We start from the raw sequence: 14,788 nt of genomic DNA on the forward strand, positions 1-14,788 counted from the left end.
AGTTTTTGATGCTTTCTTCTTGATTATTTAGTGCGTTTATTAGATCTTCTAATTCTTTAGCAATTTTGCTATTTAGCTTTGATTCGGCTTCTTTTAATTTTTTGTCAATTTCCTTAGATTTTTCTTCGGCTTCCTTTTTAGCCTTATCATAGCCATTATTTTCAGCGTCTTGTGTAATTTGATCTAATTTTTGTTTTGCATCATCTAATTTCTTTTTAGCGTCTTCGATTTTTTTCTTATCTTCACCAGCATTATCATAATCTTGAATTGCTTTATCAGCTTCTTTTTTAGCATCTTCTAGTTTTTTATCTAATTCTTTTTTAGTATTTTCATTTTTCTTAGATAAATTATTTTTAAATGTTTCATATGAATCTAATTCGTTTTTTAAATCTTGTAATGCTTTTTGCAATTCTTGGACTTTTGTATTTTCTGGCTTATTATATTTTTTATATTCTGCGTCAGCAAGATTATATTGAGTTTCTAATTCTCGTAAGGCTTTATCTAATTCGTCAACTTTATCTTTATTATTTTCAGCTTCTGTTTTAGCGGCCTTAAGATCTCTGGTTGCTTTTTCAAGAGCCTCTTTAACTTGACTAATACGGTTTGTTTCTGAGTTTAATTCATCGGAAACTTTTTTCAATTGTTCATTGACTTTTGTTAATTCATCATTGACTTTTTTTGTACCTTCTGCATATTTTTCTTGTTCGGTTTCCTTTTTAAGTTTTTCTAAATCTTTAACTAAATTTTCTAATTCAGTTTTAGATGCTTGAAGTTTAGTTTTATCCTTTTCGGTTATCGCTTGCGCTGCATTTTGAATTGCATCGGTAACTTTTTTCTCAATAGTTTTAATTTTGTTATCTAAATCTAGTTTTTTGTCGGCAATTTCTTTTTGTTTGTCCGTTGCTAATTTAGTTGCTTCAGTTAATTTAGAATTAAAGTTTTCTCATTCGGTTTTTGCATTAGTAGTTTTATCTATATCGGTAACTTTTTTAGAGATTTCATTTGCTTTTGTAATAGCTTCCGATAATTCGTTTAATGCTTTTTGTTTATTATCTAGTCCTTGAGCATTATTCAAAATATTAGATTTGTTTTCTAACTCTTGACTTGCAGCATTTAGATCATCTTTTAGTTTTTCAATTCTTTGTTTTTCGGCTTCTTGAGCATTTTTTAATGTTTGCTCTTTGGCTCTTGCCTCAATAAGTTTGGTTTCGATTTGAGTAATTAGCGCACTGGTCTTATTTTCTAGATCAGAGTATTTAATTTTTTTAGATTCATTTAATAGTTTTTTAGCATTTTCTAAGTTTTTTTCTAGTTTACTAATAGCTTCGGTGACCTTGTCTAATTTATCTGAATTACCATCAAATAACAAAATGTTTGCATCAACATTTTGTTTTAGTGCTTTATATTCTTCATCTGCGACTTTACGTTCATTTTCAATGTCTTGTTTTTGCTTTAAAATTTCAGTTTGTTTTTGCTTTGCAACTGTGATTTTAGAAATCAAAGAATTAAATTCATTTTGATATTTACTTTGATTTGCCTCAGTTTCTGATTTAGTATCATTTGCAGTTTTCAGCGTATTAGCAATTTCTGCTATCGCTTCTTCTGTTTTTACTAAATCATGTTTATTTGCGTCTTGTGTTGCGTCATTAACCTTACTTATTGCGCCATCTAATGCATTAATTGCAACATTTATTTTTTGCTTAATTTGATTAATGTTATCTTGTTCGGCTTTTTTGATTTTTTCTTCTAATGTTTTCTTTTCTTTTTCTGCTTCTTTTAATTTTTCTTTTAAGTCTTGATCGCTTACACCGGCTTCATCAGCTTGTTTATTTGCCTTATTTCCTTTTTCAATAGCCTCGTCTAATTGTTTTTGTTTTTCTTTTAAATCATCCAGTTTATTTGGATTGGCAGTTTTAGCGTCATTAATAGCTTTATCCAATTCTTGTTTGGCTTCTTGTGTTGCTTTTTTAGCATCATCTTCAGCTTTATTAATATTTTTTAAAGCTTCTTCAGCAGCTTTTGATTTATTTTTAGCATCAGTTATTTTTGAATTAAGATCAATATGTTCTTGATTTAGTTTTGGTTCGTTTTTTATTTTTTCTAGCAATTCTTCTGCTTTAGTAATTTCTTTATCTAATTCAGATTTTGCTAAATCAATGTTTGCTTTATTTTTATCAGAGATAGCCTTATCAACATTAGCAATTTCTTTATTTAGTGCTTCAATTTGCTTTTTAACTGCTTCTTTTGATTTAGCAATTTCTTTTTCTTTGTTTTCAACTTTTGTTTTTTGCGCTTCTATTTCAGCTTTAGCAGTTTCTAATTCAGCTAATTTATCTTCACATTTCTTTTTATTTTCAGCATCATTTGCAGTTTCAGAATCTTGTTTTGCTTTTTCTAATTCAGATTTAGCTTTAGAAATTTGTTCTAAAACAGAAGATAATTTATCTTTATCTTCACTATTTTTATTTTGATTTGCTTCTTTGATTGCTTCATTAGCATTTGATATCGCATCAGCAACCTTTTTATCAAGTTCATTTTTTGCTTGTTTTAAAGCATCTAATTTTTGTTGTGAACTTTGCGCTTGATTTTTAGCATCTTCTAGTGCTTTAGCAAAGGCGTTATACTCATCTTTAAATGAATCTTTTGATTTATCATCTTTAACTTCATTGTTAAGTGATTCGCCATCATTAATTGCTTTAGTTAATTCACTTAATGCATTTTCTAGGTCGGTAATTGATTCTTTTGTTTTGATATTATTAGTTTTTGATTCTAGATCTTGTTTTTGATTATTTAACTTAGTTTTTATCTCGCTTATTCTAGTATTTTCAGCGTCTTTTCGGTTTTTAGCATCAGTTAAAATTTCGGCAGCTTTTTCAAGTGCTTTTTTTAATGTATCTGCTTCATCAGTTAATTTGGCTTGATTTAATTTTGGCTGTAAAGCTTGGCCTTTTGCTATTTTTGCTTCTAATTCTGCGATTGCTTTGTTTAAATCATTTAGGCTTTGAGCGTTTTTAGCATCTGCACCTGCTTTTTTAAGTTCTTCAAGTAATTCTTTTAGTTCATTTTTTAATTCTGAATCTTTTGCTTTCTTTTCTTCAATACGCTTATTAAGTTTTTTAGATTCTTCTTCTAAACGTTGGATTTGCGATTCAATTTTTGCTTTGGCATCAGGCTCATTTAATTTATTAGCTTGTTTAGCGGCTTCACTGGCAACATCTTTTAATGTGTCAATTTGCTTTTTAGCTTCTTCTAGCTCTTCAACAGTTTGAGCATCTTTGCCTTTTTTAATTGCTTTATCAACTTTATCTTTTAATTCGTCAGCAAACTTTTTAATTGCTTCTTTTTGCGCAGCTTCATCTTGCTTGTTAATTTTATCTTTTAGAATTTGAATTTCAGCATTGGCATCATTAATTGCACCATCTAATTTATTGATAATGTCATTTAAATCGAAAATTTTTGCCTTGGTTTTAATTTCCTCAGCAGCAGCAGATAATTCTTCAAGTTCTTTAATTGATGCTTTAAATTCGGGAATTATTACTCCCTTTTCAGCACGTTCAATTGCTTCTTTAATTTGACGAATAATTGTTTCAGCACGTTTTTCAACTTTACTTTTATCTTTTAAAAGTCCATCTAATTTAGATTGTGCATATGCGATTGCTTCTTTAGCTTTTTCAATTGTTTCGGCTAGTCTTTTTCTATCATCTTGAAGAAGTTTTTGTTTTTCAAGATACTCTGCCAAAGCCTTAATACTTTTATCTAAAATAGGAAAAGCATCTTCACCAATTTTAATTCCGTCTTTTAAATAGTTAATTAAAACATTATAGTCTTGGATGCTTAAATCTTTTTTAGCCTCATTAATTCCCTTATTTAGGTTTTCAATAATTTTTTCGATATATTTTCTTATCTTTTTAAATTCTTCTTCAACTTTAGCATCATGCGCACCAAATTCTTTTTGATCTTCTTTTGAAATACCAAAATCGATAAACGTTGTTTTATCTTTAGGTTTATCTAATTTATTTTTGCCTTTTAAATATAGCGCTGTAGCGATTGCTGCAGACGCAAGCAAAGCTGTAGCTACTGATCCGACAATGATTGCAGTTTTTTTCTTATTAGAATTCATGTTACCTCTTAATACTTAAATAATAATTATTTAAGATGCTCAATTTTTGATCGAGCATACAAAAACCATTACATTGTAGGCGTTTTTTTTTTTTTTTTTTTGAAAATGGTTAGCTAGCGTCCTACTTTAGCATAAAAAAACACGAAAATGGGCTTTTTTCGTGCTAAAAAATTTAAAAACTTTCATTATTTAAAATAATATATTACTAAATTTTTAATTTTTGTTATGTTTTATTGCAATCGATTTATCGATTGAACCTAATTCAGTAAATTTTTGTTGCAATAATTTATAAACAGCATCCATACCATAATTTGCAATTTTACGCGGATCAAAATTCTTTGCTTCGTCTATTTTTTTAGATAAGACAAATTCTTTTAAAGCCGCAGCATTTACTAATTGGAGTTCTGTATTAATATTAACTTTAGCAATACCGTTTTTTATTGCCCTTTGAACTTGATTAGTTGGAATGCCACTGCCACCATGCAAAACTAAAGGCATATTACATGCGCTGTCGATTTTTGAGAGTGTTTCAAAATCAAGACTTTTTCATCATTCTGGATATTGCCCGTGAATATTTCCTATTCCAACAGCTAACGCATCAACACCAAGTTCTTTCATTTTAATTGCTTCGTTTGTATCTGAAACAATGATACCAGATGAAGTAATACCATCTTCTTCACCGCCAATTTGGCCAATCTCAGCCTCCACTGAAGCATTATATGATTTTGCTAATTCAATTAATTTTTTTGTATTTTCATAATTAATCGCAAAAGGTTCGTGACTTCCGTCGTACATAATTGAACTAAAACCAGCCTCAAGGGCTTTTACACATTGGTCATAATTTCCATGGTCAAAATGTAAGGCCACTTCAACTTCTATATTCATATCAGTCACTAAATTTTTAACCAAATTTGCTACAACATTATATCCGCCAAAATATTTTGTTGCACCTCAAGATGCACTAATAATAATCGGCGAATTAAAATCTTGTGCAGCTTGCAAAGCTGTTTTAGTCCAAGCAAGATTATTTATATTAATATGCGGAACCGCATATCCTTCTTTATGTGCTTTAATGAGCATACTTTTCATATTTACTAATTTTGACATATTTCTCCTTTAATTTTGCAATAGTAATTTTTTGATTTTTTTAATTATAAATGATTTATTAAAACCTTTTAATTCATATATTTCTTGTCCGTTAGTTGACTCTCCGTACGTTAAGGCTAATTGGCAATCAAATTTATTATATTTTGCTAATTGATATCACATTGAATCACTTGATGTTTCAATTGCAAAAATTGGTTTTTTTGCAATTTCTAATTGCTTAATCAATTTATTATCGCTAACCAAATTTTGAAGCAAAGGAACAGAAATTACTTGTGATTTAATATGATGTTTTTTTGCTAATTCATTTGAAATTTCATAAGCTAATGAAACTTCTGAACCGCTTGCCAAAATACTCAAATCAAACTCATCTTCACGCTTTATAATATATGCTGCTTTAAAAACGTTTAGCCTATTTTTTAGTGATGCAATTGGTTGTCTACATGTGATGATCACAATTTGATTTTGATTTTGCTTGAGCGCCCATTTAAAGGCTTCAAGCGTTTCTTTTTCATCACATGGTCTAATCGCTTTAACATTGTTCATTGCTCGTAACATTGGAAGCTGATCAAATGGTTGATGTGTAGGGCCGTCACCGCCAACTTGGTAGCTATCATGGCTAAAAACATGAATTGATGGAATTTTCATAATTGAGCCTAATCTTATTGCTGGTTTCGCATAATCAGCAAATGAAAAAAATGTTGAGTCAATAGTTTTTAAATTTGATGCTAGATAAATCCCGTTATTTATTGCGGCCATTGCAAATTCACGAATACCATATTTAATATTTTTGCCACCTTTTATAATATCGGTTTCAAAACCTACTTTAGTTGAACTTTTAAGATCCGCAGAGCCACCAATTATAAATGGACTTTGTTCAAGTATTTTAACTATTTCGCCAACATAATCTCTTGTAGCTTTATTTGTTATTGCTAATTTCTTAGGCAAGATAAATTGGTAATTTTTGTTAATAAGCGATTGTATTTCTTTATATTCATGTGGATATTTTTTAGAATATTTAAAAAATAAAGTTTGCCAATTTGAATAATTTGCTTGCTTTTTGTCTCATAGTGATTGGCAATAATCATATATTTCTTTTTCATATTCAAAAGGTGTAAATGATTTTAAACCACATTTTTGTTTAAATTCAATAGTTTGTTTTTCATCTAATGTGCCATTGTGTCCCTTAGGCATATTTTCAAATGGTGTGTATTTAGCAATATTAGTATGTATACGAATATATGATGGTTTATTTGATTTTTTAGCTTTTTCAATAGTTTCCAGTATTTCTGATGCCAAATCGCTTTGACAATCAAAAGTATTAAAATTATTTGATTCAAAAAACTTTATGAAGTCAATATTATTAACTTCATATGATTTACTATCAATTTGTGTTTCATTAAAGTCATGAATCAATATTAGTTTATTTAAATTAAGTGTTCCCGCTAATTGAATAGCTTCTAAAGCAACGCCCTCTTGCATACAACCATCACCATGTAAAACAAAAACATGATGATCAAATAAATTAAAACCAGGTTTGTTGTATTTATTTGCTAAATATTGTTGACTAAGCGCCATACCAACTCCCATTGCAACACCTTGGCCTAATGGTCCAGTCGAAGCATCAACATAAGCAAATTTATCGATTTCAGGATGACTTGGAGTTTTTGAATTTAATTTTTTATGCTTTTTTAAATCATCTAAAGTTAGTAAACCTAAAAAATGCATAATTGAATAAAAACACATTGAGCCGTGCCCCGCTGATAAAATAAATTTATCGCGGTTAATTCATTTTGGATTTTCTTTAGAAATAATTAAATTTTTTGCAATTACTGAATAGGAAATTGACGCAGCACCAATTGCCATACCCATATGTCCTCCTTTTGCGTTATTAATCGCATCAATTGCAATTCCGCGCATTGCTGATATTACTTTTTCATCTAAGTTTTTCATTATCACTCCTTTTAATTAAAAAAGTGATGACTAAAATCATCACAATATTTTATATATTTTCAAGTTCTTTAATTAGTTTTGAAATACCGCCATCTCTAAATTCTGGCGCAATGTAACACGCATGAGCTTTTACTTCATCAATTGCATTGCCCATCGCAATGAATGAGCCAATTTCAGGCAAAGCGTTAATATCGTTTCCTGTATCCCCAATGTGAACAGAATTTTTGGCACTAAAACCTAATAGCGAAGCTACAAAAGCACCGCCTTTACCTTTTGATGCTAAATTGCTAGTAATTTCAATCGAATAGCCAAACGACACTTTATGAAATGATAAATTTGGCAACTTTATTTTTAAATCTGCAATAATTAAATCAATTTCTTCTTTCGTCACACCGTAACATAAAAATTTGCAAGCTGCCTCAGTATATGGCATTTCTGAATAAGGTATTTTTTTATGTCACTTTACTCATGGGCGTTCAAAATCACAACTATAGTTTTTACCATAGTAAATAATACCGCCTTCATTCATTGTGTAAAAAAGGTTACGATCTTGCATGTATTTAATTAATTTTGTTGTCGTATCTTTATCAATTTCAATTTTCTTAACTACATTATTATTTTTATCTACAATAAGTGAACCGTTTTCGCAAATACAATATGGTGCATTAATTAAATTAGCGATTTTTAGCACATAATCGCTATTGGCGCGCCCTGTTGAAATAATAATCGGTTTTAGATTTGAGAGTTTAATTAATGAATCAATATTTTTTTGGCTAATTCCCAATTCGCCATCTTTGGTTTTTTCAGGTTCATCAACAACTGTTCCATCTAAATCTAAAAAATAAGCTTCGTAATTCGTATGCATGTATATATTATAGATACAAATTTTTATTTAACTAAAATTAAGCAATATTTTTTAATGATGTATTAATTAAAGCATACTTTTATAAGCGAAATTTAATTTGGTATTTAGTTTTTTCAAAACTCATCTTCTTGAGCTTGAAATTCAGAAAATGTTCATACTTCTAGAATCTTTCCATTTTCAATTTTAAATAAGTCAATACCTGGATTATTTAATTGTGCTTGATCTTTATTAGCTAAAGACACGACGCTTGCAGCAACAAAGTTTCCATTGCTTGCGATTCAATTAGTAACTACTTTAAAAGTTCCATTGCTGCGTTTTGCAAATTCTGCCAAAGATTTGCCCAGTTTTTGTTTTCCGACAATTTTGCCTGAAAGAGGGCCGCTCCCTCCCATATGTCATATAATGTCATCTGACATTGTTTCAAAAGCTGCGGCAAAGTTGCCTTGTGCCAATGCATTTGCATAATTATTAAATACTTCAATTGGATTATTTTGATTCATAATTTTCCTTAAGTTATAATTAATAACCTAATTTTGTTTTTTTAAAACACACAATTTGGCTATTAGTGAAGAGCTTAGTTCTCTTCAATTTTATTATATAAAAATGCAAACACTTTTTTCAAGTGTTGCACTTTAGATCATAATATTATAGTTTTCTATATAGACACTTTAGGGTTAAGTGTAGTTGAAAGTGAAATATTAAACAATTTTAGTGATACACAAAAGAAAATCAAATAAATGACAATCAAGGAAATATAAAGCGGGTTAGATTTCGAAAGAGAAATTGCTTCTTTTAAAACTATGCCAATATTTAAATCGTTTTCGTTTGTAATAAAATTTAAAAACGCTAGAGATGAAACAATTAAAACATTAATTGCTAAACGATCGGTTATCAAAATAATTAAAGATGGTAAAAGTTTTTTAAATAAATGACCATAAATGATTTGAAATTGATTTAGACCAATTACTTTAGCCGCTAAAATAAATTCGCTATTTCTCAATGCTAAAATTTCATTTTTAGCAATTTCATAATATGATATTCAAGAAATTAAAGCAAATGCTATTAATATACCGTATCATTTTGTTCCTAAAAATACGCAAAGAATAAAAATTCAAATTATTTCAGGAATGGCATTGATTATTGATGCAACTTTATCAATCAAATTCGCATATCATTTGTTTGAATTCAGTGCGTAAATTGCCGCTAATGAAAAACCAATAAATAAATTAATAGCGATTGCAAATAAAATAGTTACAATCGTAATTAATAGCGAAACATTTAAACGTGCATATAAATCTACACCATTTTGGTTTGTGCCTAATATTGTTGGTAACAAAGAAATTTTGTGAGTTGAGTTTAAATTAATTGCTTTTATTAAATCAAAAGGATTATATGCTAGCACAACAATATCAGTATTTATAGTTAAATCACCGCCACTATCATAAGCTGAATCATAAAATATTTGAAATATTGGACTTTCATTTTGGTTAAATGCTCTAATTTTTTCTAACCTTGCAATTTCACGAATAAAATCAAGTTCAGAACCTCTTTCAAAATTGCGAAAAATTGTTGTATTTAAGGCTGGCAAATTATTTACATAAATTGAATTAGAATCAATGGAATTTATTGGTGAATTTTTAATAAAAAATAAAGCAAAAATACTTCCCAAAATAACTAAACTAAAAATAATAAAACTAGCAATATTTTGTTTTTTTAAAAAGAAACGTCTTCAAAATAATTTTGTTTCCGATTGATGAACTACATAACTATCAATTGTGGTTTTTTGCTTGGCAAATTTAAATAATGTTTTTTGATTATTTGGCATATTTTAAATTTCCCTTCAAAGTAAAAATCTTTTTTTGCATTTTAATTTTTGATTCAATTTTTTGTAAAGGATTTAAGTAAGTTAAAATTATGTGATTAATTAATCTAAAAATTAAAATCAAAATGAAGTTAAAAACAAAATAAAACATAATTAAATTTATTTCCGCTTTTGTAAAGGCATATGAAATAAATACGCTATGTCCAGGAATTGAAAAAATTCTTTCAACTACTAATGATGATGAAAATAGTAATGTAAAAAATGGAATAATAACTTGAAGTTCGCTAATTAAGAGATTTTTAAAAATTTGTTTTTTAAATAATTGAAATTTATTCAGCCCTAAAGAAATAGCAAATTGATAGTAATTTGATGTGAGAGTTTCTTTAATAATTTTTCGTGCCCGAGAATGAAATAAACTAATTGTTCCAAACGAGGTTACTATAGTGGGCACAAGCAAAGAAAGAAATGTGTATTTAGCGTTAGAAATAAATTGCGATGGATAACCAAAAATATGTGAATTTGTCATTGCTAAAATCGCCACAATTAATAGTGGAATTGTCGAAATTGATGCAACAATTAAATTAATGATAAAATCTGGCGTTTTGTTAAATTTATAGCCACTTCAAATACCTAAAATATTGCCAATAATTAAGCCAAGTAAAAAGATAAACGAAATAAATAGAATTGTTCACTTGAATTGAGCAAAATACAAGCTAAAAATACTTAGGTTAGTATTATTTAACTCACTTGAAAAAATTTTGCCTGGATTAAAAATAAAGAGGTTTTTTATAAATTCTAAATATCGTTTTCATAGATTTGGTTCAATTTGATTAGCAACAGCAATGTTCTTTTTGATTTGTGGCTCCATTAATAAATTAATAGCAAAAAAAACAATTGTAATTGCTGACAAAAAAATAAAAAAGAACGCAATAATTTTTCTAAAAATAGTAATTGAATTATTATTTTTCATTATTGCTTAACTTTATTATTCTTTTTTCAAATCTGTGATTACGAAATGTGATTTAGCTTCTGTTTTTGCTTCTGGTTTTGATTTTTGATATAAATAAACTTTTTCAAAATGTAATTGACCTGAGTCTTTAACTTCTTCAATTGATTTTTCATCAAATGAAAATTGTGATTCTTTGTCATCTTCCTTGATTTTTTTAACTTCGACAAATTCTGCTAAAACTTTTATTAATTCTTCAAAGCCTTTATTTTGGGCTTCAATAATTTTTACTTTAAGTTCATAAGGGGTGATTTGTTTTTTTGATTTTGTTGTTAATTCATAATTACCAAAAGTATATTTAGCTTCGATAACTTCTTTTTTAAAGCCGCCAATTTCAAATCTCTTGGTTTCTGATTTGCCATTTACAGTTCTAGTAATATCTAAATGAATTATTCCTTCATCGGCGTGAGCATGAGTACTTTTTGCTACTGCATATTCTGCACCTTTAGGAGCTTCCGTTGAAACTTCAAAAGCAATATTGTATTTTTTAAATAATTCTTTTACTTCATCTCAATTTTTGGCATCTAGAAATTTCTTAACAACTTCTTCAGGATCAACACTTTCTTGATTTTTGGCAACTTTCGCAATTTTAATGTCTAAATGCGATTGCATTTCAACATTATTATTCACTTTAGGTCCTTTTGGGTCTTTACATGAAACTGATGCTAATGGCAAAACAAATAGAGGGCTAATTGCTGCAAAAGCAAGTAATATTTTTTTTGATTTTTTCATAATTTATCTATCTCCTTGACTTGTTATTTTACACAAATAATTATATTATAGTTTAATAAAAATTGTAAAATAAAATATTTTTAGGCAAAATAAGATGTAATTTTAATGATTTTTTAATTTTTTCGCTAATTTGTTGTGAATAAACATTTGACATCTAAAATATCTAATAAAATATAATTAATAAATATTGTCAAAACTAGTAAGAAAGGCAAAAATGAACAAAAAAATGATAATTCCAAAACGTAATTTTTTTAATGAACGCGAATATACACTTGACTACAAAAATCAAGTGCTTATCGTTAATGAATCACTTTTAAAATCTATGCAATCTAAAAAGCCCGGATCTTTTGGAGGGTTTAGAAAAATGACTGGTTCGGCATTAGGTGATATTATGCACTTAACAGATTTTAATAGCGAATTTGCTGCGTTTTCAAGATTATGCAATTTCAAAATGCCTGTTTTGGACGATAAATATGTTCGTGCTGGTATTGTACTTGAACCTAAAATTATTGAAAAAATTGAAAAACATTTAGGGCATACATTAAACCGCTACCCCGCTGAGAAATATAATTATGACTTTTTTACTGAAAATGAATTATTTGGTGGATTACCTGATGGTTATTCTGAAAAACTAAAAATGGTGTTTGAAATTAAAACTTCTGGTGAAAAAAATCTAGAAAATTGAAATAAATACGGTGTAAATCCCGGCTACATAAAGCAAGCTCAATTATACACTTACCTAATGGGCGTTAGAAATTTTGCAATTGTTGCGTGCTTTTTAAAAGAAGAAGACTATTTGAATCTCGAAACAATAGATATTAATCAAAGGTATGTTAAAAACTGAAACATGCAAATAAACGAAGCTCAAGTTCAAGATGACATTGATACTTGTATTAAATGATTTAAAAAATACACAAAAACTGGAATTTCTCCTAAATGAAACGAAAAAATTGATGCTGATTTAATTGAATTTTTAGCTTGCAAAAATTTTAACGAATGAGAAGATTTGTATAAAAAATGAGTTGAAAACGGAAAGGCAACAGCTAAATATGAATAAATATTTTCGTTATTCAAACTTTCTAATTGCAAATTGTGCCAGACCGTTTTTTGCTTTTTCAAATAATATTGAATTATATATTGACGAATTATTTAAAAGCGATGATTCAGAAGATGATTTTGATAGCGACAATTCGAAGGAAAAATATAATTTGTTAGATTTTGCAATAGATGAAATAGAAAACAAAATCGATAAAAACTTTTCCGCTTTTCTTAAAGAAAGTGACAAAAAATCATTAGATGAAAAATCTACTTTCGAAAAAATTTCATATTTAAAAAACATATTGGAAAATGATGCCGATTTTTATAAAAAACTTGCAGCTAATCAAAAAATTGATGAGGCCTTAGAATTTTTAAATTCACTTAAAAGTTTTGAATCTACAGCAATGGGGCTTGAAATTATTGAAAAAAAAGCTATAGAGTTTATAAAAAAGCAAAATCAAGATCGTAACTTTGTTGTTATAAATGTTAATGATAAATATGAAGCTAGAATTAAAAAAACAAACGAAGCTATTGTCAAAAATGCAATAGTATTTTTTCCTGTTTTCGAATATAAAAAATGTTTAGCGACACCTTTATATTACGATAGTGAAAATAAGACAATAGGAATTTTGAATTATTCTTCAAAATCTTCGCTTAAAAATATTATTCGCTTTTATTTTGAAGTAAAAGTAATGCGCAGTCAAAATATTAGTGTAAATAAATGCGTTCACATATTGCCTAAATTTAGACATCGCAAAAATGTTAAAGCAAATGAACTTGATTTTATTTCATCTGAATATTGCAAGGCAACCAAAAGTAAATCACAAAACAACGCCGCAGTAAAAAAGAAAAATTATAGCGAAGAAATTTTGCAAGCTAGATTTGCCGGAATTCCAAACCCAAGCGAAAAAAAATCGGAAAATAGATTGACAATTATTGAACACATCAATAATGATTTATCAACGGTTAATAGAGATAGTTTTTTTGATATTCAAAAAGATGATTTTGTTTGTACTTTTAAACAATTTGTTTACTATGCTGAAAATTTCGAATCAATTAGTGAATTAAATAATCTAGAAAAAATAATTACAATAAAAGATACAAATGATAGATTAGATTTAAAACTAGATTTTTATCGTTTGTTAGTTAAAAAAATTATTCCCGAATATACTTTTAGTTCAAAAATTGTTTTAAAAAGAAAAATTAATAATTTAGAGCAAACATCACTAGCAGATAGAGATTTCTTAGAATTTTATGAAAATAATAAAATTGCTATTAACCCAAAAATATTAGAACATCCCGAATATTTAAAATTAGTTGAGAATAAAGCTAAAATTGTATGATTTGATTTTGAAGGAGTTTCTAAACCTACTCCAATAATTGACTATAACCCTGCATATAACCAACTCATTTCGCAGACTTCAATAATTAAAACAATAAATAACGAAATTATTGAAAAAGAAACAAATGACTTTGTTTACGATCCACTAAACTACAACTATAAAACGCTTGTAAAAATTGTTAATGATTTATATGACAAAAATGCTGAACATTATGTCGTTTTTAATAAATCATATGAAAAGTCTAGGCTAATCGAAATTAAAGAAATGTTAGAAAACTATTGCGAAGATGGAAGTATTGATAAATTAACTTATGAATCGCAATCGCAAAAAATCAATGAAGTAAATTCAAAAATGATTGATATTGCTGATTTTTTTAATGGCAAGACCGCTGCAAGCAAATACATAAATTTAGGTTTCACCAAAGGATTATATTCAATTAAAAAAATTGAATTATTTGTATCTAATAGCAAGCTAAAGTTAAAGCATATGATCACACCATACCACGAACTAGCAGTTAAAAATGGTGGTATGGCACTTCAAATCGCCACTGCAAGAGCATTTAATGCTATTAAAGATAGAGAATGAGAACAAAAAGAAATACAATTAAAAAAATATTGTCATAATGACGTTATGGCAATGATAATGACATTTGATTTAATTCAATATTTATTAAATTGTAAAAAAACTCAAGAATATTTTAAAAATTTTATTGAATATAAAAATATTTAATTAATTTCTCAGAGATACATACTCTGAGTTTTTTTGGCGAAAAATTAGCGAAATTGTTTACCAATTATCATGGTGT

The 14,788-nt window shown here is 27.8% G+C and carries 10 protein-coding genes; 2 read left to right on the plus strand and 8 right to left on the minus strand.

Going from position 1 to position 14,788, the window contains the following annotated elements:
- The 8 genes from FJM08_RS02390 to FJM08_RS08065 all read right to left on the minus strand — a co-directional run.
- A partial coding sequence (locus FJM08_RS02390; protein WP_140031615.1) for a hypothetical protein occupies positions 1 to 4,120 on the minus strand: 4,120 nt, incomplete at its 3' end.
- A 213-nt stretch (positions 4,121 to 4,333) separates the two neighbouring features.
- The gene (locus tag FJM08_RS02395) at positions 4,334 to 5,227 is read right to left on the minus strand and encodes a class II fructose-bisphosphate aldolase (RefSeq protein WP_140031616.1); all 894 of its coding nucleotides are present in this window, start codon (positions 5,225 to 5,227) and stop codon (positions 4,334 to 4,336) included.
- Positions 5,228 to 5,236: 9 nt separating this feature from the next.
- Positions 5,237 to 7,177 carry a transketolase family protein gene (locus tag FJM08_RS08045; RefSeq protein ID WP_140031617.1) on the minus strand — a complete coding sequence of 647 codons (1,941 nt, stop codon included), beginning with the start codon at positions 7,175 to 7,177 and terminating at the stop codon, positions 5,237 to 5,239.
- 49 nt (positions 7,178 to 7,226) lie between these two features.
- Positions 7,227 to 8,042 carry an HAD hydrolase family protein gene (locus FJM08_RS02405; RefSeq protein WP_140031618.1) on the minus strand — a complete coding sequence of 272 codons (816 nt, stop codon included), beginning with the start codon at positions 8,040 to 8,042 and terminating at the stop codon, positions 7,227 to 7,229.
- Between the two features lie 104 nt (positions 8,043 to 8,146).
- Positions 8,147 to 8,542, minus strand: a complete 396-nt coding sequence (locus tag FJM08_RS08050; RefSeq protein WP_140031619.1) for a nuclear transport factor 2 family protein — start codon at positions 8,540 to 8,542, stop codon at positions 8,147 to 8,149.
- 155 nt (positions 8,543 to 8,697) lie between these two features.
- Positions 8,698 to 9,867: an ABC transporter permease subunit gene (locus FJM08_RS08055; protein ID WP_140031620.1), complete on the minus strand. Its 1,170-nt coding sequence runs from the start codon at positions 9,865 to 9,867 to the stop codon at positions 8,698 to 8,700.
- Complete coding sequence (locus tag FJM08_RS08060) at positions 9,857 to 10,834, minus strand: ABC transporter permease subunit (RefSeq protein WP_140031621.1); 978 nt, start codon at positions 10,832 to 10,834, stop codon at positions 9,857 to 9,859. Before FJM08_RS08060 ends, FJM08_RS08055 begins: the two co-directional genes overlap by 11 nt.
- Positions 10,835 to 10,849: 15 nt before the next feature.
- Positions 10,850 to 11,602 carry a hypothetical protein gene (locus tag FJM08_RS08065; protein WP_140031622.1) on the minus strand — a complete coding sequence of 251 codons (753 nt, stop codon included), beginning with the start codon at positions 11,600 to 11,602 and terminating at the stop codon, positions 10,850 to 10,852.
- A 214-nt stretch (positions 11,603 to 11,816) separates the two neighbouring features.
- Here FJM08_RS08065 and FJM08_RS08070 point away from each other — a divergent pair, with 214 nt between their 5' ends.
- Together FJM08_RS08070 and FJM08_RS08075 are read left to right on the plus strand one after the other, a co-directional pair.
- A complete protein-coding gene (locus FJM08_RS08070) occupies positions 11,817 to 12,659 on the plus strand; it encodes an MAGa7180 family putative nuclease (protein ID WP_140031623.1) in 843 nt (280 codons plus the stop codon).
- Positions 12,652 to 14,712, plus strand: a complete 2,061-nt coding sequence (locus FJM08_RS08075) for a UU173 family protein (protein ID WP_140031624.1) — start codon at positions 12,652 to 12,654, stop codon at positions 14,710 to 14,712. Before FJM08_RS08070 ends, FJM08_RS08075 begins: the two co-directional genes overlap by 8 nt.
- Positions 14,713 to 14,788 lie beyond the last annotated feature (76 nt).

Origin of the sequence: Metamycoplasma equirhinis, assembly GCF_006385185.1 — a bacterium.
Classification (GTDB): Bacteria; Bacillota_I; Bacilli_A; order Mycoplasmatales; family Metamycoplasmataceae; genus Metamycoplasma; species Metamycoplasma equirhinis.